Origin of the sequence: Celeribacter neptunius (assembly GCF_900113955.1) — a bacterium.
Classification (GTDB): Bacteria; Pseudomonadota; Alphaproteobacteria; order Rhodobacterales; family Rhodobacteraceae; genus Celeribacter; species Celeribacter neptunius.
In genome coordinates this window covers 103,527-129,719 of record NZ_FORH01000008.1, presented here as the reverse complement: position 1 = coordinate 129,719, position 26,193 = coordinate 103,527, and the positions used below count along the sequence as shown (strand labels likewise).

Below are 26,193 nucleotides of genomic sequence, written 5' to 3'. Positions count from 1 at the left end.
TTTTAATCAAAAAGCCCTGTCACTCGGCGGCATCTTGGTTAAGGTTTTGTTAAGCATCGAGTCTGACACTGGAAAACGCGGCCCATGCGGTCGCGTTTTTTTGGATCTCGATGTTGGTGCCGAGGCGTGGCCCGTATGCGAGGTAAAGGGGTAAAGCTTGAGACAAAGCGACCAGAAGAACCCAAGTCTTCTCATCGAAGACGCCGGTCGGTTATCTCTTTTGGCCCATGACATTCGCTCGACCTATACCGAGCTGCAAAGCGCGCTCAACACACTCGATCAGGCCTACGATCTGCCCGAGACGACACGCGAGGAAATCAGCCGCATCGCCCAGACCAGCGCCCATCTCGGGCGACTTCTGGACCGGACCTCCGGCGTGATCTTTCAGGAAACACAAACCCTTCCGCAACGCGCCGGCACGCCCCCCAACCCGCGCAAGACATTCGATGCGCTGTTTCGGCGCTGGCAGGGCATCACCGGGAGAATGGGCTCTTCGCTGACCCTGATCGGCGGCGAGAACATGCCCGAGAGCGCGGATATCGACATGCTTGCGCTCGAACGCATCCTGTCCAATCTCGTCTCGAACGCCCTGCTTCACGCCGCTCCGGGACCGATTTCAATCGAAATCACCCGTTTCGGCACCTCCCCGAACGAGCGGCTGAAATTCTGCATCCGCGATGCGGGCCCCGGTTTTCCGGAACAGGCATTGAACGAAGAGAGCCCGGCACCCGTGCCGATCGGATCGGGAGAACCCGGCTCCGGCTATGGGCTGCGCGTCGCCCGGGACGCGGCCCGCTGCCTGGGCGGCTTTCTCTGTCTCGAGAATGCGCCGGCAGGCGGTGGCGAGGCCTGCCTGACGATACCGATCCCCGAGCGGCAGGACATGCCGGAGGCGCCGGACGGTTCGATCGGGACTGCCCCCTCCTTGCCCGCAGGCTACACCGCGCTCCTGGTCGAAGACAGCGCCGCCCTGAGGCGCGAATTGCGCCATGAGCTCGAGGCGCTGGGGCTTTTCGTGATCGAAGCGCATGATGGCGCCGCAGCGCTGGAGCTTTTGTCCGCCCCCGATGAGACCCCGGTCGATCTCGTCCTACTCGACATCGAATTGCCATTGCTCTCCGGCTTGCAACTGCTCTCCGCCCTGCGCGCCCAAGGGGTAACGCTTCCACCGGTGATCGCCGTCACGGCCCATGTCTTTGCCCCCAACCTGCACAAGATCAGCCAAAACGGCGTTGTTGCCGTGCTCCGCAAGCCGGTCCAATCCCGCACGGCCCTCCGCAAACTGATCATCGACACCCTGCGGGACGCCCCCCCCAAGGGGCCGCAACAGAGCGCCGCGCGCTCACAAGCGGCAAAACGCGCGACGGGCGATCTGGGCATCGCCCCGCTGGCCTCGAGCCTTGAAGATCTGGCGGCGCGCTTTCCCGCCCCAGCCGCGCAGGAAATCCTGACGCAGCTCGCCTCGGATCTGAACAAATACCTCACCGTGGCAGAGCGCGCCGCACAGGGCGGCTTGACAGACGCCGACCGTGACATGATTTCTCGGGCGGCCCATTCCCTGTCGTCGCTCTTCGGGCTGGCCTGCGATGCCACGGCTCAGCAGGCGGCCCGTCAGCTTTCACGTGACGTGATGTTTTGCGATCGGGGAGAAGTGATTGCGGTTTTGCGGCATCTCCGGCAATATAACTCCAATATTCAACCCAAAATTCTTTCAATATTAAACAGTGAGCAGTCTGCCAATGTCTCGGACCCCCATTCTGATCGTTGACGATGTAGAGACCCACGTCACGCTTTTCACCTCCATTCTGGAGGAGGAAGGCTATGAGGTGCTCGCCGCCCGCAGCCGCGCGGAAGCGCTGGCACTGGCCGAAACCGCCCCGCCCTCTTTGGCTCTGGTCGATCTGGTCCTGCCGGATGGCGACGGGGTCAGCCTGATTGACGAGCTTCTGTCGCGAAACCCCGATCTGAAACCGATCGCCATCACCGCTTTCGCGTCCGTCGACAGGGCGGTCGCCGCCATGCGCAACGGCGCCGTGGATTTTCTCGTCAAACCGATCTCTCCCGAACAGCTGACCACCACGATCACCAACGCCGTCACCGGGCGCAGCATCGGTCAATTGCCCGAAGACTCGCGCAATGAGGTGAAAGGCTTCGAGGGCGAGATCGGCTCCTCCGCGGTGATGCGCGATGTCTTTGACACGCTCAGCGCCGTGGCCGGATCTGCCGCGTCGGTCTTCATCACCGGCGAAAACGGCACCGGCAAGGTCAAGGCCGCCGCGACGGTTCACGCGAAATCCGGGTTTCGTGACGGCGAACTGGTCCGACTCGACTGCTCTACAACCCCGCCCGACCAGATCGAAGCCGCTCTGGTCGGTGCCCTCAAAGGACCGGAGATCGCCGCCCAGACCGGGGCGGTGGAGCGCGCCGATGGCGGCACATTGTTTCTCGATGAAGTCTGCGCCCTGCCCCTGTGCATGCAGGCCCGACTGTTGAATATATTACAAAGCGGCAGCGTCACGCCCGTAGGTGGAGTCACCCCGATTCCCATCTCCTTTCGGTTGATTTGCACCGCGACTCCCGATCCGCAGACCGAAGTCTCCGAAGGCCGGTTCCGGGCCGATCTGTTTTACCGGATCAATGTCGTGCCGATTCACCTGCCGCCGCTCAGGACGCGGGGGATGGATGTGATCGAGATCGCGGAATCCGAACTGGATCGGCTTTGCGCCCGCGAGGCCCGTGCTTTCCGGACCCTGTCGACCGAGGTCAAGGCGGTATTTCTGGACCATGACTGGCCCGGCAATGTCCGCGAGTTGATGAATGTGCTGTGGAATGTCGTTATGCTGCATGACAAGCCGATGGTCGAACTGGCCGACCTGCCGCCCTACCTGCGGGCGGCCCAGCTCAGCACCCGACCGAAGGGCACGAATGGCGCCACCCCACCGCGGCAAAGCCGGGACGACGCGCCCAGCATTCCGCTCGAAGGCCGCACCCTGGCCGAGATCGAACGCGAGGTGATCGAGGCCGCGATCCTTGCCGCCGGCGGCTCGATCCCCGCCGCGGCACGCGTCCTCGACGTATCGCCCTCGACGCTCTATCGCAAACTTGAAAACTGGGGCAAACCGGTGCGCGGCTTTCGCAAACGCTGAGCCCGTCGAGGGCTCTGCTCGCGAGATCCGCTCGCCCTTCTCCGGGGTGCCCTCAAGCGCCCCGGGCGCTCTGTCTTCAGACGAATTGCTCGCGCAACAGCCGCTCTTCGAGCCCGTGGCCGGGATCGAAGAGGATGCGGTGCTGCACCTTGGGCTCAGAGGCGATCTCGACCCAGAGCACATTGCCGGCATGGCGGCTGTCGGCATCGGCCATCACCGGGCGCTTGCCCGGCTCGAGCACGTCGAACCGCACCTTGGCGGTACTGGGCAGAAGCGCCCCGCGCCAGCGCCGCGGCCGGAACGCCGCCATGGCAGTCAGCGCCAGCACATCCGAGCCGATCGGCAGGATCGGACCACGGGCGGAATAGTTGTAGGCGGTGGAGCCGGCAGGCGTCGACACCAGGACCCCGTCGCAGATCAGCTCTTCCATCCGCACCTTGCCGTCGATCGACACCCGGAGCTTCGCCGCCTGCGGACCCGCGCGCAAGAGCGAGACCTCGTTGATCGCCAGCGCCTTGCGGATCTTGCCGCTTTCCCCCTCGGCCTCCATCGACAAAGGATTGATGATCTCCTCCTCGGCCTCGGCCAGGCGGGGGATCAGATCATCCTCGCGAAACTCGTTCATCAGGAAACCGACCGTGCCGCAATTCATGCCATAGACCGGCGTGTCGAGATGCATGGTGCTGTGCAAGGTGTGCAGCATGAACCCGTCACCGCCCAAAGCCACGATCACCTCGGCCTGTTCGAGCGGCACCGAAGTATAGCGGGCATCCAGCCGTTCCAGCGCCCGCTGGGCAATCTGGGCGTCACTTGCGGTGAAAGCGATTTTGACCATGATATTCTTCTCGCTGAAACAGGCGCTTGCGGCCATGTCCCTCGATAACAAAGCGTTCCGGGGATTTCACGCATTTTCGCGCCCGCCTTCGCGCAGACCGGGTCCGCATCCATCCGGGCGAACCGCTCGGAAACAAAGCTTCGCAAAAGCTCCGTGCCGCGCGGATCGGAAACAGCCGCCCGCCAAGGCCACGCCCGCCGCTTTCAGTGTCGCAGATTCAACATCATTATGTCGCGGATGAGGGTTTTCCAACTGTCACAGAACCGATAAGAAACCCGCGACACTCCCATGCTGCCAAGGAGCACACCATGACGTCCAATGTCCGCGATTCCGGTTTCTTCACCGAAAAACTGGCCGACCGTGATCCCGAGCTGTTCGGCTCGATCACCCAAGAGCTTGGTCGCCAACGTCACGAGATCGAACTGATCGCCTCCGAAAACATCGTTTCCGCTGCGGTGATGGAGGCGCAGGGCTCGGTTCTGACCAATAAATATGCCGAAGGCTATCCGGGCCGCCGCTACTATGGCGGTTGCCAATATGTGGACATCACCGAAAACCTCGCCCGCGATCGCGCGAAAGAGCTGTTCGACTGCAAATACGTCAACGTCCAGCCGAACTCCGGCTCCCAGGCCAACCAAGGCGTGTTCAACGCACTGCTGCAGCCGGGCGACACGATCCTCGGCATGAACCTCGCCTCCGGCGGTCACCTGACCCATGGGGCTTCCGTCAACCAGTCCGGCAAATGGTTCAACGCCGTGCAATACGGTGTGCGCCAACAGGACCAGCGCCTCGATTACGATCAGGTGCGCGAGATGGCGCTCGAGCACAAGCCCAAGCTGATCGTGGCCGGTGGCTCCGCCATTCCGCGTCAGATCGATTTCGCCAAATTCCGTGAGATCGCGGATGAGGTCGGCGCCTATCTGATGGTCGACATGGCGCACTTTGCCGGTCTCGTGGCCGGCGGCGAGCACCCCTCGCCCTTCCCCTATGCCGATGTCGCGACCACCACGACGCACAAGACGCTGCGCGGTCCGCGCGGCGGCATGATCCTCACCAATGATGTCGAGATCGCCAAAAAGGTGAACTCCGCCATCTTCCCGGGCATTCAGGGCGGCCCGCTGATGCATGTCATCGCCGCCAAGGCCGTGGCTTTCGGCGAGGCGCTGCGTCCCGAGTTCAAAGCCTACGCCAAACAGGTGATCGTCAACGCCCAGGCGCTGGCCGACCAGCTGATGAAAGGTGGCCTCGACATCGTCACCGGCGGCACCGACACCCACGTGTTGCTCGTCGACCTTCGCCCCAAAAACGTGACCGGCAAGGACACGGAAAAGGCGCTCGAGCGTGCCCACATCACCTGTAACAAGAACGGCATCCCGTTCGACCCGCAGCCGCCCATGGTCACCTCCGGCGTGCGTCTCGGCACCCCTGCCGGCACCACCCGCGGCTTTGGCGAGGCGGAATTCCGTCAGATCGCCGACTGGATCGTCGAAGTGGTCGATGGTCTCGCCGCCAATGGCGAAGAGGGCAATGCCGAGATCGAAGCCAAGGTGAAAGCCGAGGTCGAGGCGCTCTGCGAGAAATTCCCGCTCTACCCGGACCTGTAATTTTCAGGCATCCGGACACGACAAAGGGGCCTTCGGGCCCCTTTTCTTTTCTGATTGCGATGTTGCCCATGACCAAGCCCGCGTCTTCCCAAAAGCCTCACCCCACCGCTCTCGAACGCCGTCTGGGAGACTGGCTCCGCGCCCGCCTCCCGCATGCGGTCACCGAGCTGGTGATGTTCACGGTCAAGATGGGTTGGGCCTCGCTCTTTGGCGGGCTGCTCTTGATCGCCATGATGCTCACCCATCGGCTCTGGCAAGAGGACTGGCCCTTCGCACGCTACGACGCGCTTTTGATCTATGCCCTCGGCTTGCAAGCCCTGTTTCTGATCTTTCGACTCGAAACCCTGGACGAGGCCAAGGTCATCTTGCTGTTTCACATGACAGGTACGGTCATGGAGGTGTTCAAACTCCATATGGGCAGTTGGGACTATCCCGGCACAGGCCTGATCAAGATCGGCGGCGTGCCGCTGTTTTCAGGCTTCATGTACGCTTCTGTCGGCAGCTTCATGGCGCGCGCCATTCGCCTCTTTGACATGCGCTTTGCCCCCTATCCGCCCTATTGGGCCAGCCTGCTCTTTGCCTGCGCGATCTATCTGAATTTCTTCACCCATCATTTCGGCCCGGACATCCGCATCGGTCTCTTCGTCTTCTCCCTGATCCTCTATGCCCGCACCCGCGTCTGGTATCGCATAGGCCAATGGCATTGGATGCCCATGCCCATTGCCGGTATATTGTCCGCCTTTTTCCTCTGGATCGCGGAGAACATCGGCACGGCCACGCGGATCTGGCTCTACAACGGACAGATCTCCGGCGAGATGGTCAGCTTTTCAAAAATGGGGTCGTGGTATCTCTTGCTTTACGTCAGCTTCGTGACCGTCACCCTGGTCCAGCGCGACGCGCTCCGCCCGCACCCGTTCACACCAGCCCACGCCAGACCATGACACCGAGCACCAGCCCGACGGTCACAAAGATCACGAAGGCGATGGTGGTCACCAGATCGAGGACCCGGTTCTTGCGGCGGGTCTTGAGATCCTGACGTTCGAGGAAATAGCGGAGCTCCTTGAAAGCGCGATCGACCTTCTTGTGCTCCACCTGCTGCGCCAGCCGGGGATGCGCCTCGAGCGCCATGGCCTCGACGATCACCGCGGATTTCCGGCGTGCCCAGCGCGGCAACCGGCGCCCGGCATGTTTGACCTTGGCCTCGAAACCTTCGCCCAGGCGGACGCCGAGACGGTCGCGCAGCAACTCGGCGAGCTCGTCAGATCTGTGCAAAACGGAATGGTCCATGGGGCCGATTTAATGGGTTTGCGCTGCGCCGCCAAGACGCTATCTCTCAAGCCATGCTCAATACTGTTTTCACCGGTTCCCCGACCGACGCCTCGCCCCTTTTGATCGTCCACGGCCTGTTCGGCTCTGCCCGCAACTGGGGGGTGATCTCGAAACGTCTTTCCGATCAAAGGCTTGTCGCCTCTGTCGATCAACGCAACCATGGCGAATCCCCGCGCTTCCCAAGCCAGAGCTACACGGATATGGCCAGCGATCTCGCCGAGGTTCTCGAGCCGATCGTGGCCGAGCACGGGCCCTGCCATGTCATGGGCCATTCGATGGGCGGCAAGGCGGTGATGGTGCTGGCGTCGCAACGCCCCGATCTGATCAAGTCCTTGATTGTCGCGGATATTTCTCCGGTGGCCTACAGCCATGACAATACGCCGCTGATCCATGCGATGCGCGGGCTCGACCTCTCGACGGTCGAGAAACGCTCCGACGCCGACCGGCAATTGGCGCAGGAGGTGCTCGACGCAGGCGTCCGGGCGTTCCTGCTGCAAAGCCTCGTGGTGAAAGAGAAACGCTGGCTGTTGAATTTGGACGTGCTGGAGGCGGAAATGCCGAAGATCGTCGGTTTTCCCGAAGTCTCCGGGAGTTATGACGGGCCGACGTTCTTCCTGTCGGGCGGCGAGAGCACATATGTCGAGCGCGACCACAGGGACCGTGCCAAAGCCCTGTTTCCGAATGCAAAATTCGCCTCTATCCCGGGCACGGGCCATTGGCTCCATGCCGAGAAACCGCGCGAATTCGAAGCGGCGATGCGGGCCTGGATGACGGCGGTGGACGCCAAGGGCTAGGCCCCGCGCCCGTGCCGCGAGACCTCAGGAAAACTCTTCGGTGATCTTCTTGGCGATGAACCAGGTCACCGGAAGCGCGACGACAAATCCGATGGCCGCGGCAATCAGGATCGGCTTGAGCGTGTCCTGACCGATGGTCAATGCGACAACGACGAAAGAGCCCGCAAGGGTCGTGGAAATCAGCGAATAAAGAATCCCGGCAAGACGGTTCATGGGTCACTCCTCAAAGCCATTCGCGCGAGGATGACGATAAGGTGATTCAAAAATGCCGCTTTGATCGGCGTCAAATCGACTGTCGGCAAAGCGTCTGACATCTGTCGGACTTCCGTCGGGCACCGCCCCCCTCCTCCCCTTGCCTCCCCTCAGCCGCGCCCCCCCGCGCCCCCCGTGCCAAAGCCCGCCGAAACAGCCTCTGACAGGCAGAGCCCCGCGACCGAAACAGTTGAGCAGGGCGGATTTGCGCGCTATCCCTTCGGGGAGATATTTCGACGGAGACGGATATGAAACGAGTGATGATGCTGGGCCTGACGCTTCTGGCGCTGGCCGCCTGCGAAACCATCGAAGGCGCGGGCAAGGATATCGAGAAAGCCGGTCAGGCAATCTCGGAAGCCGCACGCTAAGCGGCGGGGGATGTAAGTGAGTGAGGAAAGCGCCTGCCCGGTTGGGTGGGCGTTTTTGGTTTTGTGGGAGAGGTGTCAATCGCCGGGCATCCCGACAAAAATTACACAAAAAGTGTACCAGAGCAGTTGACCTAACCACACATTTAGTAGTAAGTATTGCGATAAGCGCGAAGGGGAGGACGAATTTCGTCACCTCGTGCATTTTCCCTGTTGACCTACAATATACAGTCGTGCACGTTGCTGATATGACGTTTGGAAAAATGCGCCGCTTCGGTGTCCAGACCTCAGCGGCGCTGAATTCCCAAATCCGCCACCTTTGTTGTGAAGGCTGCGGTGGAAGTTCGTGGTACCTTGATCAGAATCTGATTGAGGGAATTTGTCAAGCAGCCTTCGCGCCTCTAGATGCGAAAGGCAAAACTATGCCAAAATTCCACGTTAACAACACCGCTCAACCCAATGGTGACCACGAAGTGCATGAGGAAGGCTGTTATTGGCTATCCCTTGCGACGTCGACAACTGATCTGGGCTATCATAGTAGCTGTGCGAGTGCCGTCGCGGCAGCGAAACGTATCTATCCGCAGTCGAATGGGTGCAAAACCTGCGCCTCCGCCTGCCACACCCAATAAGGAGAATGTACAATGGCTACCAATACTCCATCGGGTGACGGACATCGCAACGGGATGGTCAAAGGTCGCTCTCAGACCAAGACACCTTCCGGCCACTACGTCAAACGCGACACAGCGTCGGGAAAATTTATGGATGTGAAGACATCCAGCAAGACGCCCTTCAAAGGCGTTCGCAAAGAAAAATAAGATTGGCCGCCTTCGGGCGGCCTTTTGCTCGCATCCAGCGCCCATGCTCCACGGAGTGTGCACGCGCGTTTTCTTTGAAAACACGCTGCCGCACACCCGCACTGAAACTGGATGTAAAAAACCGCCCCGAGGGGCGGCTTTTTTAGTCATCCATTTTCAGTGCGCTAATAAACGCTTCCTGCGGGATTTCCACTTTCCCGAACTGGCGCATTTTCTTCTTACCGGCTTTCTGCTTTTCCAGAAGTTTCTTCTTCCGGGTGGCGTCGCCGCCGTAGCATTTGGCGGTCACGTCCTTGCGTAGCGCAGAGAGGGTTTCGCGGGCGATGACCTTGCCGCCGATCGCGGCCTGGATCGGGATCTTGAACATGTGGCGCGGGATCAGGTCCTTGAGCTTTTCGCACATGGCGCGGCCCCGCATTTCGGCGCGGTCGCGGTGCACCATCATCGAGAGCGCATCGACCGGCTCGTCATTCACCAGGATCTGCATCTTCACGAGATTGTCCTCGCGATATTCGGTGAACTGGTAGTCGAAAGAGGCATAGCCCTTGGTGATCGATTTCAGACGGTCGTAGAAGTCGAACACCACCTCGTTCAAAGGCAGGTCATAGACCACCATGGCGCGGGAGCCGGCATAGGTGAGATCGATCTGGATGCCGCGGCGGTCCTGACAGAGTTTCAGCACATCGCCCAAGTATTCGTCCGGCACCATAATCGTGGCCTTGATCCGCGGCTCTTCGACATGATCGACATGAGTCAGATCGGGCATATCAGCGGGATTGTGCAGGTCCTCGACCGTGCCGTCCTTCATGTAAATCTTGTAGACCACGGAGGGCGCGGTGGTGATCAGGTCGAGATCGTATTCGCGTTCCAACCGGTCGCGGATCACCTCGAGGTGCAAGAGCCCGAGGAAGCCACAGCGGAAGCCGAAACCAAGCGCGGCGGAGGTTTCCATCTCCGAGCTGAAGGAGGCGTCGTTCAGTTGCAGCTTCTCGATGGCGGAGCGCAAATCCTCGAAATCATTGGCATCGACCGGGAAGAGGCCGCAGAACACCACCGGGATCGAGGGTTTGAAGCCCGGCAGCGGCTTTTCGCACTGACGTTTCTCATGGGTGATCGTGTCGCCGACCTTGGTGTCGCGCACCTGTTTGATCGAGGCGGTGAAAATGCCGATCTCGCCCGGCCCGAGCTCCGGGAAATCGACCATCTGCGGTTTCAGCACCGCGAGCTTGTCGATCTTGTAGGTGGCCTTGGTCTGCATCATGCGGATCTGGTCGCCCTTCTTGATCACGCCGTCGATGACGCGGATCATCACGACGACGCCGAGGTAAGGGTCATACCAGCTGTCGACCAGCATGGCTTTCAACGGTGCATCGCGATCGCCCTTCGGCGCCGGCAGGCGGGTGACGATGGCATCCAGCACATCGGGGATGCCGATGCCGGTCTTGGCGGAGATCTCGATGGCTTCCGAGGCGTCGATGCCGATGACATCCTCGATCTGTTCACAGACCCGCTCGGGTTCGGCGGCGGGCAGGTCGATCTTGTTCAGGACCGGGACGATCTCGTGATCGGCATCGATGGCCTGGTACACATTGGCCAATGTCTGTGCCTCCACCCCTTGCGTGGCGTCGACCACCAGAAGCGAGCCCTCGACCGCCTGCATGGAGCGCGAGACCTCATAGGCAAAGTCGACGTGACCGGGGGTGTCGATCAGATTGAGCACATAGGTCTCGCCATCCTTGGCCGGATATTCGATCCGCACAGAGTTGGCCTTGATGGTGATGCCGCGCTCGCGCTCGATATCCATGGCGTCGAGCATCTGCTGTTTCATGTCCCGTTCAGCCACCGTGCCGGTGAGCTGGATCAGCCGGTCGGCAAGCGTCGACTTGCCGTGGTCGATATGGGCCACGATGGAGAAATTGCGGATGTTTTTCAGCTCGGTCATGACAGGCCTTCAGCGGATGGGGTTTGACCGAGTTCTATGGGGGGAAAGGGGCGAAATGGCAAGGGGCATTGGGGGATCAATCCTTGCATAGCGAGGGCATCGCTCGCATATCTAACGATATTGAAAACTTGGGAAAGACATGAGCAGAGAGTTCAAAAATCGTCATGAGTTTCGTCGCTGGTCAAATACTTGGTGCGCTGCCCAGACCTACGACGTGCAGTGCGCTTGCGCCAGCATCAGCACAATCCGCGCCCTTCCCCATATTCAAGGCAGAAGATCGACGCCTCTTGCAGAATGCCCTTTGGATCTCGCTGTATTGCGAGCCGCGATAATTTTGGGCGCCGCTGCAGTATTTCTTGACCATGACACAACCAAAAGATTGCATGAAGGAGCGATTTCAGCACGCGATACATTCGTGCCAATCAATAATCCACAATCGCCATTGCATTTGGCACACGCACTTCCACGGCGCGCAAGTGCAGCTCAAAATGACATTTCGAACCTCATTGCCGCCCTTCAGGATGCACTCTCCGGGGCTCAACGCGCTCTAGACACTCCCACCTCAGAACCTGCGAATATTATCGCGGCCGACTTCGCTCTATTCCTTGGTTTATCTGCCGATTTTGCACTTGAAGCCGGTTTGTCCACGACATGGCCTTCATCTTTCGCTCTAACAGAAACTTTGGAGAAACTCGGAGCGAAAGACACATTCGCCACAGCTCTTTGGACAGGAGGCACTCCACCGGAAGTCTTTGTAGAAGACTGGCAAGCTCTGAACAAAGACTGGTCTCACAACCCAGCCATGTCATTTTGGCGAAACTGGTATGAGGATCGCATCCACGGCCGCACCCCCGACTGGGACCTGTGGCTGGAAATCGCATTGATTGAGAATGAGCTGTGGGACGCCGGGGCAGAGGCGGTTGCCGAAAAGATCGAACAAATCCAAAAAGACTTGCGCGAGAAGCGCGCCGAACGGTTCGAGGACCACGCGCGCGCGATGATTCCCCGCGCCCCGGTTCTGGCGAAGGAAGCGGATCGTCTGTCGCAACTGATCGAACAGGCCCTGTCGGAAATCCGCAAAGAGCTGGGAAGCCCCAACGCGCTACCCGACACGATCGAACCACTGCTCTCCGTCCCCCGCATCCTGCATGGCATCAGTATCGAGCTTGTGTCCGCAGAGACAGAGGAGCCGCGCATCAAAGAGCTGGCGATACTCTCGCAGGCCTTGATCGGCACGGTTCAAGAGCTGAACACACGCCTGCAACGCGCTCAATCCCTTGGGCAGGAACGGACGAAAAAACCGCCATTTTATCAGACCAATATCATGAGCGGCTTCATCCCTGCGGCTCTGGTCGGGCTGATCACAACCGCAGGAACCCAATTCGCCGGGCCTGCTGGCGACACTGTTATGATCGAGACCTTAAACTACACGACCGAGGGAATCTGCATCGAGACCGAAGGTCCCGTCGAAACCTCCCCATCTGCGCCCCCCAAGCCAGTCCCTGCCCCGTCAACCGCCGACGGCATCCCCGAAGAAGACAGGCGCAAAGTATAGTGCCTTACCCCATCCGCCCCGTCACCATCTCATGGACACGCACCGCATAGCGGTCGGTCATGCCGGAGGTGAAGTCGCCAAGCGCGTGCAGCGCGGTGTATGCGTCGACGACATCCCGCAGGTCGAACTCCACCGCAGAGACCAGCTGTCGGTGATAATCGGACAGGCGCGCGGCGTCCCAGTCGACCCGTTCCAGCTCCAGCAGCACCGGCAAAAGCCCGCCCAGCACATCGTGCAGGATATTGCGCCCGGTCACCTCGAGCCGCGTCTTGCGCGGGGCGGTGAAAATCTGGCTGCGGGCGGTGTCTTCGATCCTGGCAAAGGCCCCGGCCATGTTGGAGCGCGAGATCAGAGAGGCCGAGAAACGCCCCTCCATGATCTCGTCGTAATGGCTCTTGAAAGCCTCGACACAGGCCGCGATCGAGGCCCCGATGGCGCGGGCGCGATAATAGGCGATCTCTTCCTCGATCCGGGAGAATTGCCGATTGGACCCGCCGAACAGCGGTCGCATCAGATCCTTGATTTTCTCTGCCGTGAGATCGCCGGCGACATAGGCGTCTTCGAGATCGAGGATATTGTAGCAAATGTCATCCGCCGCCTCGACCAGGAAGACCAGCGGATGCCGCCGCCACCAGCGCTGACCGTCCTCTTCCTCGGCGATCAGCCCGGTGCGCGCCGCGACATCGGCGAAGAGGTCGTATTCCGAGCGGAACAACCCGAATTTCGCGAGCCCCTTGTACGCAGCCTTGCCTTCACGGGCCTGGGCCGCGACATGGGTCCGGGCCAGCGCCGGGTATTTGGTGAAAGCCCCCAGGACCGCATGGGTCAGACGCATGCCGCCCGCGTTGCGATACATCTCGAGCCGGGTGATCAGGCGAAAGCCCTGGGCATTGCCTTCGAACTTCTCGAATTCGGCACGGTCCGCTTCGGGGATCGCCTCGAAGAACGGATGCCCCCCGGCGAACTGCCCGGCGAACCAGGCGCCAATCGCCGCCTCGCCGGAATGGCCAAAGGGCGGGTTGCCGATGTCATGGGCGATACAGGCGGCCTGCACGACGCCGGACAGCAGGTGTTTTTGCCCGGCGTCGATATGGCCCGCATCCTCGAGCCATTGCCCGACCTCGATGCCCAGCGAGCGCCCGACGCTGCTGGTTTCGACACTGTGGATCAGCCGGTGATGGACATGATCATGGGCGTAGAGCGGATGCACCTGGGTCTTGTTCGCCAGACGCCGGAAGGGCAGCGAGAACACCAGCCGGTCATAATCCTGCGCATAATTCGGTCGATTGGGCTTTTCTTCACGATTTTCATCGCCCAGAAGCGTGGTGTCCAAAAGCTTTTGCCAATTCATCCGCATGCCATACGCCCCCTGTTAAGCCTGCCCAACCTACCGATACGAAACGGGAATATCCATATCTCTCGGCAGACCTCCGCTCACCTCACAGCCGCGCCGGTTTGCGCGATTGCCCCGTGAGGGCGACTCGGGCAAAATTAACCAGATTTTAACCAAGATGGCGGAAACCTGTCGGTAGCAAAGGCAATTCAGGTTAACGGTTGATCCAGACACGGTTAACCGGACTTGGGACAGGCAAGAAACCCGGCGCAGACCTGACATAAGATCAGGCAGACCCGGGACAGAGTCCGCCACGATTGGACGAGAGGCAGAAAATGAAAAAAGCCAAAAAGACCCTATTCATTGTGGCGGCACTCCTATCCGGCGCGAGCGCGACGCTTTCCCCGCTCCCGGCGCAGGCCGGTGCGATCGAGCGCGCTTGCATGTCCTCCGACCGGGCCGCGAACAACCGTGCGCTTTGCGGCTGCATTCAGGATGTCGCCGATCTGACCCTGTCGAACAGCGATCAGCGTCAGGCGGCGAAATTCTTCAAGGACCCGCAGAAGGCACAGGATATCCGCCAGAGCGACAACCGCAGCCATGAGAGCTTCTGGAAGCGCTACAAGGCCTTCGGCGCCACCGCTGCGCAATATTGCGGCTGACGCGCCCCGACGTGACCGATCACGTGACTGATCCGCTTTACCACCCGCTGAACACGCTCAAACCCGTTGGTCCCGACCCCGACGCCGGGATCTGGATTGCCGACGGGCCCTCTGTGCCGTTCTATGGCATCAATTTCCCGACCCGAATGACGGTGGTGCGGGTGAATGGCAAGCTCTGGGTGCATTCGCCGATTGCAATCGATGAGGGGCTTCTGGATCAACTGGCCGATCTTGGCCCGATCGGCTGGCTGATCGCGCCCAATCCGATCCATTACGTCTCCGTGCATCTCTGGCACAAACGCTTCCCGCAGGCACAGGTTCTGGCCGCCCCCGGGGTCAAGGAACGTGCCGCGAAATACGGCGTCCCCTTCCCGAAGCACGACGTGCTGACGGACGAGGCGCCCGGCGGTCCGGAAGGCTATGCCGCGGATATTCGCCAGCGCCTGGTCAGGGGCCATCGTTTCCTGCACGAGGTGGTGTTTTACCACATGCCGTCGAACACCCTGATCCTTACCGATCTGATTGAGAATTTCGAAGCCCATAAGGTCGGCCGGATGAAGGCCTTTCTGATGCGGATCGCCGGCATTCTCGACCCGGATGGCAAGGCGCCCGCCGATATGCGCGGCTCTTTCAAATCCAAGAAACAGGCCCGCGAGGTCATGCGCGAGGTGATCTCCTGGCAACCGGAACAGGTGATCCTGAGCCACGGGCGCTGGTATCAGCGCAACGGCACGGCAGAGCTCAAACGCGCCTTTCGCTGGCTCAGGGTCTGAGCCGCAGCGCGGGTCAGAAACGGCTGAGCAGCCCCTCGGAGGCCAGTTCGATCAGATCGAGCGCCTCGTCGAAATCGCGGGTGTAATAAGGATCGGGCACGGATTTGATCCCGGCTTCGGGTGCGAACGCCATCATCAGCTCCACCGGGGTCTCATTGCCCAGGGGCCGAAGCCGCTCGATATCGCGCAGATTGACCGCATCCATCGCCACGATCAGATCGAACCCGTCGAAATCCGCGGCGGTGAATTGTCGGGCGCGCAGGGCGGAGAGATCATAACCGCGGGATTTGGCGGCCCTCTGCATCGGCCCGTAAGGGGCTTCGCCCACATGCCAGTTGCCGGTGCCGGCACTGTCGACGATCACCGGTTGCCGGGCGGCGGCGGCCTTGGTCGCAAACACCGCCTCTGCGGAGGGGGAGCGGCAAATGTTACCGAGACAGACGAAAAGGATTTTTTGCATAAAGGCTCCTGTTTGGCGGCAGGCTAATCGGAATCACCGCAAATCTGAACTGGAGATTTGGGCGATGGCTCATCTTGCACAAATGCCAGTTTGAGCTTTTCGGGACCTTCGCTTTCTGGCGCGGAACACGGCAAAGCCGCCGCGCCCGCGGTGCGGCTGAAAGCATGCCTCCGGCACGCCCGCCCCCGGAACAAACGCCCCTACCCAGCGCGCGCCATCGCCGCTACTCTCTTCCCAAAGGAGAGGCGCATATGGCAGACGGTATTTTCATTCTCTCGGGCGCCGGGCTCTCGGCGGAAAGCGGGCTCAGGACATTCCGCGCCGAAGACGGGCTTTGGGAAGATCACCGGGTCGAGGATGTGGCAACCCCGGAGGCTTTCGCGCGCGATCCGCAACTGGTGCAGCGGTTTTACAATCTGCGCCGGGCGCAGGCGGCCGAGGCCACGCCGAATGCCGCGCATCTCGCGCTGGCCGAATTACAGGACCGTTACCCCGGCCCGGTGCATCTGGTGACCCAGAATGTCGACGATCTCCTGGAACGTGCCGGGGCGCGGAGCGTCACCCATATGCATGGGGCGTTGAAAGACGCGCTTTGCGCCGCCTGCGGTCATCGCTGGCCAGCGCCGATGGTGATGGACGTCAACGCCCCCTGCCCCGACTGCGGCGCCCCCGCGACCCGGCCCGATATCGTCTGGTTCGGCGAGATGCCCTATCACATGGAGGCCATCCAGGAGGCGCTGGAAGACAGCGCGCTGTTCGTCGCCATCGGCACCTCCGGCGTGGTCTACCCGGCGGCGGGGTTCAGCCAGATGGCGCGGGCCTATGGCATCCGCACGCTGGAGCTCAATCTCAAAGCCTCGGGCGGGCGGTTTGACGAGATCCGCGAAGGCCCGGCCACCGAGGTGGTGCCGGGCTGGGTGAAAGACCTCATCTGAGGCTCAGCGAAACGCCGGGCCGTGGACCCAGGTGGAGAGCGAATAGCGCTCGCCCTCATGCACCGGCGTCACCCGGTGCAGCACGAAGGACGGGAACAGCACGGCCGAACCCTTGGTCCGGTCGGATACGCGGATATTGGCATCCGGCTGCAACTCGAGCGCCCCGCCTCTGTACGCCCTCGGATCGGAGAGCTGCACCACCATGGTGAGTTTGCGGCGCGAGGCCAAAGCCCCCTCGCCAATGTCGGAATGCCAGGTGAAATGCCCCTGACGCTCGGCACCATAGCGGGCCACCTGCGGACTCTCGCCAAATTCGGTCAGGGCGAAATCGAAATGCGCCCGGTTGGCCTCGGCCACGAGATGCATGATCCGCTCCATGATCCAGTCGCCGCCCGCGCGCTCGTCGAGCCAGCCGAGATCGGCACGGCGCAGGTTATGATCGGAGCGGTTCTTCACCAGCCCGGCATCCTTGAGCTCGCCCTCACGGGCGAGCGCAATAATCGCATCACATTCGGAGGGCGAAAACGCCTCCGGGAACGCATGAACGTTCAACATGATCAGTCTCTTCAATTGTCACGAAAGCCGCGGGCCGGGCGGAAATTTCCCGATCTGCGGTGCGCGATCATGTAGCGTGTTTTGGCATCCGCGCAAGAAAAAAGGCACGCCGTGGCGTGCCTTTCCTCGGATATGGATACGGGCTCAGTTGCCCATCTTCATGCCGGTGCCGTCCATCGGCATGGCCATGGCGCTGTCCTGACGCTCGAGATCGACGGGGATCTCGACGGTGATGTCGCCGGCTTTCTCGAAGGTCAGGGTGACGGTGACCGTATCGCCCTGGTTCATCGGCTTGAGAAGCCCCATGAACATGACGTGATCGCCGCCGCGGGCCAGCGCATGGCTGCCATTGGCCGGGATAGTGAAGCCTTCGGGCACATGCAGCATTTTCATCACGCCATCGCCCATGTCCTTATGGGTGTGCAGCTCGGTGATCTTGGAAATGTCGGATTTTGCATCGATCAGCTGATCATCCTCGTCGCCGGTGTTCTCGATGATGAAAAACGCAGCCCCGGCACGGGCCATGGCGCCCGAAGAGCGGGCATAGGGATCGACGATGGTGATATCGGCAAAGGCGGGCAGAGCGAAGGCGCAGGCGGCAAGCCCGGCCAGAAGAGAGGTCTTGAACATGTGAGTGGTCCTTGTGGTCTTGGAGAGTTTTAAGTGCGGAAAACTCAGACCAGAGGCGGCGCCCGGGCACGCGGCCGGGGCGGGATCGTGTCATGCGCGGAATAGGACAGCACCGCAGGCGTGAAGCGCAGGAGGGTTTGTTCCGGCTGAGGCAGGTCGAATGCCTCCGCCAGACCGGCGATCACGGTGAGCGCACAATCGGGACAAATGTGCGACGGGCCAATCGGCTGCCCATCCGCATCCGTGAGCACGGTAATCGGTCCCGTGCCGGTACAGAGCACGACTGCCCCGCTGGCGTCGCGCATGGTGCCCCGCGCCACGGCCATGGACTGGGACGTGACGATGAGCAGGAACGCGACCAGAACGGCCTTTATCGTGCGGGTGATACGCATGGTGTCAGGCACTTTAGCGAGGCGCACGCAAAAGGAAAGAGGCCGAATGCCGCAGAATTCAGCGAAAGTGAAACCCGACCAGCCCCCTGGCGACGCTCCGCCGAGCAGCCAAGGGCCAGACATGAGAAAACCCCGCCAAGGCCGTGCCTTCGCGGGGTCTCAATCTCAAATCTTCAAAGACTTAGGCGGCAGCCTGGGCTTTCGCGATGTCTTTTTTGATTTTCAGAGCATTGTCCGACAGCTCGGCATCCTTGGCTTTGGCAAGGAAAGCGTCCAGACCACCACGGTGGTCGACGGAGCGCAGAGCGGCAGCGGAAATGCGCAGTTTGAAGGAGCGGCCGAGGGTTTCCGAAATCAGCGTCACATCGTTGAGGTTCGGAAGGAAACGGCGGCGGGTTCTGTTTTTGGCGTGGCTGACATTGTTGCCAGTCATCGGGCCTTTACCGGTCAGTTCGCAACGACGCGACATGGGTTCATCCTCGTTTCTACTTTCGAAAGCACGTCAGAGTTTCGTGTGCTCTCGCAGTTTAAAAGACTCATTCTGTCTTGATCGGCCCTCTTTTACGCGCCCGCGCCCCGGACGCAAGTCCGAAAACCGAGTAAAACCGCGGAAAAACACCGTTCTTCAACAGAAAAGGACACCGCTCAAGAGCCGCGCCCGAAATTCAGTTCGCGGGACATAGGCGAAGATGAGAGAATCGTCAAGGGGTGTCTCGAAATGTCAGATGTCGGCTCCCTCTGATCCAATGTCCGATTTGCGGACGAAGTGGACGTTCGTTATTTGGGCGGAAGCCGCACCTCGATGACGCGGGCGGTGGCGAGCCTGTCCGCTGAACCTCTCGATTTATCTCAGCCAAATCCGAATAAGCTCAACACGTTGCCTGAACCTGACAAAATCGCCGCCGCGCGGGACGCGTCAGCGATGTGCGGCGGCCTACGGCCTTGATTCCGCACGAGGGTGCTACGTGCGAATGTCTGGCAAGGCCTCATTCCGGTCTTTCGCCGCATCACTCTGCCCAATCGACAAACTCCGCAGGTGACGAGAAGACTGGCGCCATCAGGCATCAAGGCCCGGACGGTCCATACCCCTCCCGGAGCGCTTTCAACACATCCGCCGCCGCGTGGCTCGGGGTGATCTCGCCGCCGGCCACTTTCCCGGCCAGCCCGGCAATCATCGACTTCAAAGGCTCGCGCTCAAGCTGGCGCAACAACCCATGGCGGATCTCCTGACCGAACCAATATTCGGCCTGTTCCGCCCGGCGCGCATCGAAGAACCCGTTCTCGCGGCGCCAGTCGATCAGCGTGTTCATCTCGGCCCAGGCGGCTTCGAGCCCGTGCTCCTCGATCGCCGAGACGGTCATCGCCTTGGGAAACTCCATCGGGTCCTGCGGACGTTTGCGGATCAGCCGCAGCGCGCCTGCGTAATCGGCACAGGTCCGTTGCGCGGCCGCTTTCAAATCGCCATCGGCCTTGTTCACCAGAATCAGATCGGCCATTTCCATGATGCCGCGCTTGACTCCTTGCAGCTCGTCGCCGCCCGCCGGCGCCAAGAGCAAGAGGAACAGGTCCGACATTTCCGCCACCACGGTCTCGGATTGCCCGACGCCCACGGTCTCGATCAGGATCAGGTCGTACCCGGCGGCCTCGCAGAGCGCCACGGCTTCGCGCGTGCGCCGGGCGACACCGCCCAGTTCGGATTGCGACGGCGAGGGGCGGATAAAGGCCGCCCGTTCGCGCGACAGCATTTCCATCCGGGTCTTGTCGCCCAGAATCGACCCGCCGGAGCGTGAGGACGAGGGATCGACGGCCAGCACCGCGACGTTCAGTCCTTCGCGAATGAGCATCATGCCGAAGCTCTCGATAAAGGTGGATTTGCCGACGCCCGGCGTGCCCGAAAGACCGAGGCGGAGCGCCTGACGACCGCTCTTGCCCACCTCTTCCATCAGTGCGATCGCCTGTTCGCGGTGGTCGTCGCGCGCGCTTTCCACCAGTGTGATGGCGCGGGCCAACGCCCGGCGATTGCCCGCGATGACCTGTTCGGCGAGTTGTGTGACATCCATGCTCATTTCCCTCCTCCGAACCGCTGACGGGTCTTTCGTCATGTTTTCCCGCAGGCGCCCCGCAATGTCCAGCCCGCAGCCAACCGGCGCCCCCTTTTCGTCCCCTGCAGTTTCGCCCATAAGAGGTGCATGTTCACGCCCCGCCTGCCGATTGACGATGTGCTCCCCGAGCTGACCGACGCGATTGCCCGCGACGGCCGCGCCGTGTTGATGGCGCCGCCGGGGGCGGGCAAGACCACGCGGGTGCCTTTGGCGCTTCTGCCGCATGTCGAGGGCAGGATCGTCATGCTGGAGCCACGCCGTCTGGCCGCGCGCTCGGCGGCGGAACGCATGGCGGAGACACTGGGTGAGCGCGCGGGCGAGACCGTCGGCTATCGCATTCGTGGCGAGGCCAAGGTCTCGAAAGCCACGCGGATCGAAGTGGTGACCGAGGGCATTCTCACCCGCATGCTGCAAAGCGATCCGGAGCTCACGGGCGTCGGTGCGGTGATATTCGACGAATTCCATGAGCGCAGTCTCAATGCGGATCTGGGCCTCGCGCTGACCTGGGAGGTGCGGCAGGCGCTGCGCGAGGATCTGGTCCTCGTGGTCATGTCGGCGACGCTCGACGCGGACCCGGTGGCGAAGATGCTCGACGCGGCGCCGGTGATCCGCTCCGAAGGTCGGGCCTATCCGGTCGAGACCCGATGGCTCGACACGCCGGTCCCGAAAACCCAGCGTCTGGAACAGGCCGTCGCCGATCTGGTGCTGAAAGCCGTCACGGAAGAGAGCGGTTCGGCGCTGGTCTTCCTGCCCGGCGAGGGCGAAATCCGGCGGGTGCAGAGCTTGCTCGAGGGGCGCGTGCCGGCGGATTGCGCGATCCGGCCCCTGTTCGGGGCGATGAAGTTCTCCGACCAGCGCGCCGCCATTGCGCCCGCTACGGAAGGCCGCAAGATCGTGCTTGCCACCTCGATTGCCGAGACCTCGCTCACCATCGAGGATGTGCGCATCGTCGTGGACGCTGGCCGCGCCCGGCGGGCCCGCTTTGATCCCTCCTCCGGCATGTCGCGGCTGGTCACCGAGCGGGTCTCGAAAGCCGAAGCCGAACAGCGCCGGGGCCGCGCCGGTCGTGTTGCCGAGGGCACATGCTACCGGCTCTGGACCAGGGGCGAAGAAGGCGCGCTGCACGGGTTTGCCCCCGCCGAGATCGAGACGGCGGATCTGACCAGTCTGGCGCTGGAACTGGCGCTTTGGGGCGCGCGAGAGGAGGATCTCGCCTTTCTCACCCCACCGCCCGAGGGGCCTCTGGCGGAAGCCCGCGCCCTGCTCATCAGCCTTGACGCATTGGACGAGGCCGGGCGGATCACCGACCATGGCAAGGCGCTCGCCGCCAAACCGCTGCATCCACGTCTGGCGCATATGCTGCAAATGGCGGGGGCACAGGCGGCGGAGCTGGCGGCCCTGCTGAGCGAACGCGATCCTCTGCGCGGTGCGGGCGTCGATCTCACCCTGCGCATGCGGGCGCTGAAAAATCCCGGCACTGCCGATCGCGGGGTGATCGAACGGGTCAGGCAAGAGGCCAAACGGCTGCGCCAAGGCCTGCCGCAACGCAACGAGATGAGCCTCGGCGAAATGGCGGCGCTGGCCTATCCCGATCGCATCGGGCTCCGGCGCCCCGGCGATCAGCCGCGTTATCTTCTGTCCGGCGGCAAGGGCGCGGTGATGCCCGACAGCGACGATCTCGCGGGCGCGCGGCTCATCGTGGTGACCGACACGGACGGTGCGGCGCGGGATGCGAAAATCCGGCAAGCGGTGCAGATCAGCGAGGGCGAGCTGCGCGGGCTTTACGGCGATCAGATCCATTGGAGTGACGTTTGCGACTGGGACAAGCGCGAGAAGCGCGTGGTGGCCCGGCGGCGCGAAATGTTCGGGGCGCTCGTGCTCGACGACCGGCAGTGGAAGGACGCGCCCTCAGAGGCCGTCGCCCGTGGCGCCCTCGTGGGGCTGCGGCAGATCGGATTGCCCTGGAGCGACAAGGCGAAACGCTTTGCCGCCCGCGTCGCGCTGATGGGCGAGAGCTTCCCGGACATGTCCGAAGCGGCACTGATGGCGACACTCGAAGACTGGCTCCTGCCCTATCTCAAGGGTGCCAAGACCGAAGGCGCGCTCCGCAACCTCGACATCACCGAGGCGCTCAGGGCCATGCTCGACTGGGATCAGATGCAGCGGCTCGACCGTGAGGTGCCCGGAGCGTTCGAAAGCCCGGTGGGGCGCAAGCTGCCGATCGATTACTCCGGCGAGCACCCGGAGGTTACCGGACGGTTGCAGGAATTTTTCGGCACCACCGTGCACCCGACCGTCGGGCCGAACCGCGTGCCTTTGAAAGTGGTGCTGACCTCGCCGGCGCATCGCCCGGTTCAGGTCACCCTAGATTTGCCGAATTTCTGGAAGACGTCCTATGCCGATGTGCGCAAGGACATGCGCGGGCGCTATCCGAAACATCCCTGGCCGGAGGACCCGACCGAGGCCGATCCGACGCTCCGGGCCAAGCGGCGCGGAAGCTGAGCTTTAGCGCGCGGCGATCAGCTCGCGCCAGAACATCGGCGCAAACAGCGCATAGACCGTCGCCATTTCCAGCCGCCCGAGATACATGGCAAAGGTCAGCACCAGTTTCGAAGGCACATCGAGCGCGGCGAAATTGCCCGCCGGACCGATGATCTCGCCCACACCGGGGCCGACATTGGCGAGTGCTGTCAAGGCGCCCGAGGTGGCGGTCACCATATCGGCGCCGAAAAAGCTCAGAAGCGAGGCGGTCACCCCGAAGGTGGCGGCATAGAGCACGAAAAAGGCGATGACGCCGGAAAGCGCGTCGGGGGCCACCGGCCGGCCCTCATATTTCACGAAAGTGACCCGGTGCGGCGCGTAGCTCATGCGGATCTGGGCCAGAAGCGCGCGAATGGCGACGAGCCAGCGCATCGCCTTGGCCCCGCCCGCGGTCGAGCCGGTGGCGCCGCCCACCGCGGTGAGGACGAAAAACGCCGCCACGGCAAAGCCGCCCCAGAGCGTGTAATCGGTCGAGGCATAGCCGGTGGTCGTCACCACCGAGATGACGTTGAAGGCGACCAGCCGCAGCGCGTCGAACAGGGTCTCATCACGGCTGAGCATCAGCCAGAGTGACAGGGCGCCGATGGTCAGCGCCAAGGCCTTGAGCATCGCCGCGACCTGTTCGGATTTCCAGGAATTGTGGCGCACACCACGGATATACCAGGAAAACGGCAGAGCCCCGGCGAGCATGAACAGCGTGCAGGTCCATTGCAGGAAAGAACTGTCGAAATGACCGAAGGAGGCATCATAGCCCGAGTACCCACCGGTCGAGAGCGTGGTCAGCGCATGGGTGATGGCGTCAAAGACCGACATGCCGCCCAGGAGATACAAAAGCGCACAGAGGAGGATCAGGGCGAAATAGATCTGCAAGGTCGCCGAGGCGAACATCGTGGCGTTGCGCAGCTCCTTGCCGCCTTTTTCGGAGCTTTCGGAGCGAAACAGCTGCATCCCCCCGACCTTGAGGATCGGCAGGAGCGCAATCCCCGTGACGATAAACCCGACGCCGCCGACCCCTTGCAACAGCGCGCGCCAGAAGATGATCCCCCTGGGCGTCTCGTCGAGACCGGACATCACGGTGGAACCGGTGGTGGTGATGCCCGACATCGCCTCGAACAGCGCATCCGCGCCCGCGAGCCCGTGGAAATACAGTGGCACCGCGCCGCAGAGCGCCGCCACCATCCAGACCGAGGAGGTCAGAAGAAAGGTGTGCAGCGGCAAGAGTGCTTCGGTGCGCGGCGAAGACGCCAGGGCGAGCGCGCCCCCGAGAAATCCGGTGAGCAGCGCGGATTCCTCGAACATCCCCGCCGTTTCGGGAAAGATCAGCGCAATCGCCGCCATCAGCGCGGCAAAGAACACCATCACCAGACCGTTGATGAAAATGACGAAACTCATTCCCGCCTGCCTCACTGAGGTCGCGGCCGCAACGACGGCCATTCAGCTCGAGAAATCACGAAACCCCTGTCCGATGCAAGAGGCTCTGTCCGTCGCCCCATTGGCCCGGCCGGGCGCTCAGCCTGCCGTTCAACCTGCCGCCCCTCCCCATGGCCCGTGCTGACCGGCACCGCCATCGACCCGCTCGAAACCATGCGCGCCGAAGAAATCGCGCTGTGCCTGAATGAGATCGGTGGTGCCGCGGCCCTGTCGCATCGTGTCGAAATAGGCAAGCGCATTGGCAAAGGCCGGCACCGGCAGGCCGGCGGAGGCGGCATAGGCCACGACCTGTCTCAGCGCGCCCGCACCGTCGCGGAGCATCTCGACGAAACGCGGCGCGAAGATCAGCTGATCATGCGGCAGCCCCTCGCGAATGGCCGAGGCCATATCGTCCAGAAGCGCTGAGCGGATGATACAGCCCTCGCGCCAGACCTCTGCAGCCGAGGCGAGATCGATGCCCCAGTCATAGTGTTCCGAGGCCGCAGACAGGATTTTGAACCCTTGATCATAGGCGATGATCTTGGCCGCCAGCAGCGCGCGTTCCAGCACCTCTTCCGAGGGGCGCGGCAGCGGCTCCGCCTCGAGATCGCCGAACAATTCGGCGCCCGCGCGCCGCGTCTCTTTCGCGGCCGACCAGGCCCGTGCCGCCACGGCAGCCTCGATCGCCGAGGGCGACTGGCCCAGGGTGATCGCCTCGATCGCGGTCCAGCGCCCGGTGCCTTTCTGGCCGGCCTTGTCGACGATCATCTCGACCATCGGCCGGTCGGTCTCGGGATCGAAGGCTTGCAGCACCTTGCCCGAGATCTCGACGAGGTAGGAATTGAGCGGGCCTTTGTTCCATTGCTCGAACAGATGGCCGATCTGCGCCGGCGCGCAGCGTTCGCGCTCGGTCCCGCCATCGCGCAGGATGCCATAGACCTCTGCGATCATCTGCATATCGGCATATTCGATGCCATTATGGACGGTCTTGACGAAATGCCCGGCCCCGTCGGGACCGAAATGCGCGGCACAGGGCTGGCCCTGATGTTTGGCGGCAATCGCCTCGATGATCTCGCGGATCGCCTCGTAGGACGACGGATTGCCGCCGGCCATGATCGAGGGACCGTGACGCGCGCCTTCTTCGCCGCCCGACACGCCCATGCCGATGAAATTGAGCCCCTGGGCCTTGAGCGCGGCCTCGCGCCGCCGGGTGTCATGAAAATCGGCATTGCCCGCATCGATGATCATGTCGCCCTCTTGCATGAGAGGTGCGAGCCCCTCGATCACCGCATCGACGGGACCGCCGGCCTTGACCATGATGATCACCGCGCGTGGCCGCGGCAGGGCCGCCACCAGTTCTTCATAGGTTTTGCTCGCGACAAGGCGCTCCGAAAGTGCCCCGGCAGAAGCGATAAACGCATCCGTCACCGCGCCCGTGCGATTATAGACAGCAACGGGAAAGCCGTTTTCGGCAATATTCAGAGACAGGTTTGCCCCCATGACACCCAGCCCCACGAGACCGATACGCGCATTTGCCATGTTTCCGTGAACTCCTTGTTATCTCGAATGGTTTTTCCGCAAAAATCTTCGCGCAAACGACGGTTTCAGGCGCCGCGTCACGCTCCGCCCTTGCGGCGCGGACACAATACGACATCGTACACCCGTTGAGGGAGCTATTCCAAATCCCCTGCAGAACAAGGCTTTTTCCGAGAAAACTTGCAATTGCCGCATCGATCGCCTATGTATATACGAAAGATAGACAA

25 protein-coding genes are annotated in these 26,193 nt (G+C 62.1%); 12 read left to right on the top strand and 13 right to left on the bottom strand.

What is annotated here, in order from left to right; translation table 11 throughout:
- The first annotated feature begins 157 nt into the window (after positions 1–157).
- Positions 158–1,768 (top strand): hybrid sensor histidine kinase/response regulator, encoded by a 1,611-nt coding sequence (locus BM151_RS17910; RefSeq protein WP_143093128.1) that lies wholly within the window; start codon positions 158–160, stop codon positions 1,766–1,768.
- Positions 1,740–3,146: a sigma-54-dependent transcriptional regulator gene (locus tag BM151_RS17905; protein WP_090062124.1), complete on the top strand. Its 1,407-nt coding sequence runs from the start codon at positions 1,740–1,742 to the stop codon at positions 3,144–3,146. The genes BM151_RS17910 and BM151_RS17905 overlap by 29 nt, the downstream gene beginning before the upstream one ends.
- Positions 3,147–3,222: 76 nt before the next feature.
- Here the strand turns inward: BM151_RS17905 and BM151_RS17900 are convergent, their stop codons facing one another.
- Positions 3,223–3,984 (bottom strand): NAD kinase, encoded by a 762-nt coding sequence (locus tag BM151_RS17900; RefSeq protein ID WP_177213223.1) that lies wholly within the window; start codon positions 3,982–3,984, stop codon positions 3,223–3,225.
- Positions 3,985–4,289: 305 nt separating this feature from the next.
- Here BM151_RS17900 and glyA point away from each other — a divergent pair, with 305 nt between their 5' ends.
- Both glyA and BM151_RS17890 read left to right on the top strand, forming a co-directional pair.
- The gene (gene glyA / locus BM151_RS17895) at positions 4,290–5,585 is read left to right on the top strand and encodes a serine hydroxymethyltransferase (protein WP_090062123.1); all 1,296 of its coding nucleotides are present in this window, start codon (positions 4,290–4,292) and stop codon (positions 5,583–5,585) included.
- Between the two features lie 68 nt (positions 5,586–5,653).
- Complete coding sequence (locus BM151_RS17890; RefSeq protein ID WP_090062122.1) at positions 5,654–6,526, top strand: DUF817 domain-containing protein; 873 nt, start codon at positions 5,654–5,656, stop codon at positions 6,524–6,526.
- Here BM151_RS17890 and BM151_RS17885 read toward each other — a convergent pair.
- The gene (locus tag BM151_RS17885; RefSeq protein ID WP_090062121.1) at positions 6,501–6,872 is read right to left on the bottom strand and encodes a hypothetical protein; all 372 of its coding nucleotides are present in this window, start codon (positions 6,870–6,872) and stop codon (positions 6,501–6,503) included. The genes BM151_RS17890 and BM151_RS17885 overlap by 26 nt on opposite strands.
- A gap of 53 nt (positions 6,873–6,925) precedes the next feature.
- On the opposite strand from BM151_RS17885, the gene BM151_RS17880 reads away from it, so the two are divergent.
- A complete protein-coding gene (locus tag BM151_RS17880) occupies positions 6,926–7,708 on the top strand; it encodes an alpha/beta fold hydrolase (RefSeq protein ID WP_090062120.1) in 783 nt (260 codons plus the stop codon).
- A 24-nt stretch (positions 7,709–7,732) separates the two neighbouring features.
- Here BM151_RS17880 and BM151_RS17875 read toward each other — a convergent pair whose 3' ends face one another.
- Positions 7,733–7,921: a CTP synthetase gene (locus BM151_RS17875; protein WP_090062119.1), complete on the bottom strand. Its 189-nt coding sequence runs from the start codon at positions 7,919–7,921 to the stop codon at positions 7,733–7,735.
- A gap of 287 nt (positions 7,922–8,208) precedes the next feature.
- Between BM151_RS17875 and BM151_RS17870 the strand changes: the two genes are divergently transcribed.
- Positions 8,209–8,328, top strand: a complete 120-nt coding sequence (locus BM151_RS17870; protein ID WP_090062118.1) for an entericidin A/B family lipoprotein — start codon at positions 8,209–8,211, stop codon at positions 8,326–8,328.
- A gap of 638 nt (positions 8,329–8,966) precedes the next feature.
- Complete coding sequence (locus BM151_RS21710; RefSeq protein WP_177213209.1) at positions 8,967–9,140, top strand: hypothetical protein; 174 nt, start codon at positions 8,967–8,969, stop codon at positions 9,138–9,140.
- A 142-nt stretch (positions 9,141–9,282) separates the two neighbouring features.
- On the opposite strand, the gene lepA is transcribed toward BM151_RS21710, so the two are convergent.
- Positions 9,283–11,082 carry a translation elongation factor 4 gene (gene lepA, locus BM151_RS17860; protein ID WP_090062117.1) on the bottom strand — a complete coding sequence of 600 codons (1,800 nt, stop codon included), beginning with the start codon at positions 11,080–11,082 and terminating at the stop codon, positions 9,283–9,285.
- A gap of 139 nt (positions 11,083–11,221) precedes the next feature.
- Between lepA and BM151_RS21490 the strand changes: the two genes are divergently transcribed.
- Complete coding sequence (locus BM151_RS21490; RefSeq protein WP_143093127.1) at positions 11,222–12,637, top strand: hypothetical protein; 1,416 nt, start codon at positions 11,222–11,224, stop codon at positions 12,635–12,637.
- Positions 12,638–12,641: 4 nt separating this feature from the next.
- On the opposite strand, the gene dgt is transcribed toward BM151_RS21490, so the two are convergent.
- Positions 12,642–13,994: a dGTP triphosphohydrolase gene (gene dgt, locus BM151_RS17850; protein ID WP_245781251.1), complete on the bottom strand. Its 1,353-nt coding sequence runs from the start codon at positions 13,992–13,994 to the stop codon at positions 12,642–12,644.
- A 311-nt stretch (positions 13,995–14,305) separates the two neighbouring features.
- On the opposite strand from dgt, the gene BM151_RS17845 reads away from it, so the two are divergent.
- Both BM151_RS17845 and BM151_RS17840 read left to right on the top strand, forming a co-directional pair.
- Positions 14,306–14,632, top strand: coding sequence for a hypothetical protein (locus BM151_RS17845; RefSeq protein ID WP_090062115.1), 327 nt, complete (start codon positions 14,306–14,308; stop codon positions 14,630–14,632).
- Positions 14,633–14,655: 23 nt separating this feature from the next.
- Entirely contained in the window at positions 14,656–15,405 is a 750-nt protein-coding gene (locus tag BM151_RS17840; protein WP_090062403.1) for a DUF4336 domain-containing protein, read from the top strand.
- Positions 15,406–15,418: 13 nt separating this feature from the next.
- Here BM151_RS17840 and BM151_RS17835 read toward each other — a convergent pair whose 3' ends face one another.
- Positions 15,419–15,865: a low molecular weight protein-tyrosine-phosphatase gene (locus BM151_RS17835; RefSeq protein ID WP_090062114.1), complete on the bottom strand. Its 447-nt coding sequence runs from the start codon at positions 15,863–15,865 to the stop codon at positions 15,419–15,421.
- A 251-nt stretch (positions 15,866–16,116) separates the two neighbouring features.
- Here BM151_RS17835 and BM151_RS17830 point away from each other — a divergent pair, with 251 nt between their 5' ends.
- Entirely contained in the window at positions 16,117–16,800 is a 684-nt protein-coding gene (locus BM151_RS17830; protein ID WP_090062113.1) for an NAD-dependent deacylase, read from the top strand.
- 3 nt (positions 16,801–16,803) lie between these two features.
- On the opposite strand, the gene BM151_RS17825 is transcribed toward BM151_RS17830, so the two are convergent.
- The 5 genes from BM151_RS17825 to meaB form a co-directional block, all read right to left on the bottom strand.
- Positions 16,804–17,355 (bottom strand): 2OG-Fe(II) oxygenase, encoded by a 552-nt coding sequence (locus BM151_RS17825; RefSeq protein ID WP_090062112.1) that lies wholly within the window; start codon positions 17,353–17,355, stop codon positions 16,804–16,806.
- A gap of 144 nt (positions 17,356–17,499) precedes the next feature.
- A complete protein-coding gene (locus BM151_RS17820; protein ID WP_090062111.1) occupies positions 17,500–17,985 on the bottom strand; it encodes a copper chaperone PCu(A)C in 486 nt (161 codons plus the stop codon).
- Between the two features lie 44 nt (positions 17,986–18,029).
- Entirely contained in the window at positions 18,030–18,377 is a 348-nt protein-coding gene (locus BM151_RS17815) for a DUF2946 family protein (RefSeq protein ID WP_090062110.1), read from the bottom strand.
- 181 nt (positions 18,378–18,558) lie between these two features.
- Entirely contained in the window at positions 18,559–18,846 is a 288-nt protein-coding gene (gene rpmB, locus BM151_RS17810; protein ID WP_090062109.1) for a 50S ribosomal protein L28, read from the bottom strand.
- Between the two features lie 595 nt (positions 18,847–19,441).
- Entirely contained in the window at positions 19,442–20,437 is a 996-nt protein-coding gene (gene meaB / locus BM151_RS17805; RefSeq protein WP_090062108.1) for a methylmalonyl Co-A mutase-associated GTPase MeaB, read from the bottom strand.
- A 129-nt stretch (positions 20,438–20,566) separates the two neighbouring features.
- Between meaB and hrpB the strand changes: the two genes are divergently transcribed.
- Positions 20,567–22,981, top strand: a complete 2,415-nt coding sequence (gene hrpB, locus BM151_RS17800; protein ID WP_090062107.1) for an ATP-dependent helicase HrpB — start codon at positions 20,567–20,569, stop codon at positions 22,979–22,981.
- 3 nt (positions 22,982–22,984) lie between these two features.
- Here the strand turns inward: hrpB and BM151_RS17795 are convergent, their stop codons facing one another.
- Together BM151_RS17795 and gndA are read right to left on the bottom strand one after the other, a co-directional pair.
- Positions 22,985–24,412: a TrkH family potassium uptake protein gene (locus BM151_RS17795; RefSeq protein WP_090062106.1), complete on the bottom strand. Its 1,428-nt coding sequence runs from the start codon at positions 24,410–24,412 to the stop codon at positions 22,985–22,987.
- Between the two features lie 129 nt (positions 24,413–24,541).
- A complete protein-coding gene (gndA, locus tag BM151_RS17790; protein ID WP_090062105.1) occupies positions 24,542–25,969 on the bottom strand; it encodes an NADP-dependent phosphogluconate dehydrogenase in 1,428 nt (475 codons plus the stop codon).
- Positions 25,970–26,193: the final 224 nt, after the last annotated feature.

Bases quoted from the DNA above. Each gene is read 5' to 3' on its own strand.
- BM151_RS17905 (WP_090062124.1), top strand. From the start codon at position 1,740: ATGTCTCGGACCCCCATTCTGATCGTTGACGATGTAGAGACCCACGTC.
- glyA (WP_090062123.1), top strand. From the start codon at position 4,290: ATGACGTCCAATGTCCGCGATTCCGGTTTCTTCACCGAAAAACTGGCC.
- BM151_RS17890 (WP_090062122.1), top strand. From the start codon at position 5,654: ATGACCAAGCCCGCGTCTTCCCAAAAGCCTCACCCCACCGCTCTCGAA.
- BM151_RS17885 (WP_090062121.1), bottom strand. From the start codon at position 6,872: ATGGACCATTCCGTTTTGCACAGATCTGACGAGCTCGCCGAGTTGCTG.
- BM151_RS17880 (WP_090062120.1), top strand. From the start codon at position 6,926: ATGCTCAATACTGTTTTCACCGGTTCCCCGACCGACGCCTCGCCCCTT.
- BM151_RS17875 (WP_090062119.1), bottom strand. From the start codon at position 7,921: ATGAACCGTCTTGCCGGGATTCTTTATTCGCTGATTTCCACGACCCTT.
- BM151_RS17870 (WP_090062118.1), top strand. From the start codon at position 8,209: ATGAAACGAGTGATGATGCTGGGCCTGACGCTTCTGGCGCTGGCCGCC.
- BM151_RS21710 (WP_177213209.1), top strand. From the start codon at position 8,967: ATGGCTACCAATACTCCATCGGGTGACGGACATCGCAACGGGATGGTC.
- lepA (WP_090062117.1), bottom strand. From the start codon at position 11,082: ATGACCGAGCTGAAAAACATCCGCAATTTCTCCATCGTGGCCCATATC.
- BM151_RS21490 (WP_143093127.1), top strand. From the start codon at position 11,222: ATGAGCAGAGAGTTCAAAAATCGTCATGAGTTTCGTCGCTGGTCAAAT.
- dgt (WP_245781251.1), bottom strand. From the start codon at position 13,994: ATGCGGATGAATTGGCAAAAGCTTTTGGACACCACGCTTCTGGGCGAT.
- BM151_RS17845 (WP_090062115.1), top strand. From the start codon at position 14,306: ATGAAAAAAGCCAAAAAGACCCTATTCATTGTGGCGGCACTCCTATCC.
- BM151_RS17835 (WP_090062114.1), bottom strand. From the start codon at position 15,865: ATGCAAAAAATCCTTTTCGTCTGTCTCGGTAACATTTGCCGCTCCCCC.
- BM151_RS17830 (WP_090062113.1), top strand. From the start codon at position 16,117: ATGGCAGACGGTATTTTCATTCTCTCGGGCGCCGGGCTCTCGGCGGAA.
- BM151_RS17825 (WP_090062112.1), bottom strand. From the start codon at position 17,355: ATGTTGAACGTTCATGCGTTCCCGGAGGCGTTTTCGCCCTCCGAATGT.
- BM151_RS17820 (WP_090062111.1), bottom strand. From the start codon at position 17,985: ATGTTCAAGACCTCTCTTCTGGCCGGGCTTGCCGCCTGCGCCTTCGCT.
- BM151_RS17815 (WP_090062110.1), bottom strand. From the start codon at position 18,377: ATGCGTATCACCCGCACGATAAAGGCCGTTCTGGTCGCGTTCCTGCTC.
- rpmB (WP_090062109.1), bottom strand. From the start codon at position 18,846: ATGTCGCGTCGTTGCGAACTGACCGGTAAAGGCCCGATGACTGGCAAC.
- meaB (WP_090062108.1), bottom strand. From the start codon at position 20,437: ATGGATGTCACACAACTCGCCGAACAGGTCATCGCGGGCAATCGCCGG.
- hrpB (WP_090062107.1), top strand. From the start codon at position 20,567: ATGTTCACGCCCCGCCTGCCGATTGACGATGTGCTCCCCGAGCTGACC.
- BM151_RS17795 (WP_090062106.1), bottom strand. From the start codon at position 24,412: ATGAGTTTCGTCATTTTCATCAACGGTCTGGTGATGGTGTTCTTTGCC.
- gndA (WP_090062105.1), bottom strand. From the start codon at position 25,969: ATGGCAAATGCGCGTATCGGTCTCGTGGGGCTGGGTGTCATGGGGGCA.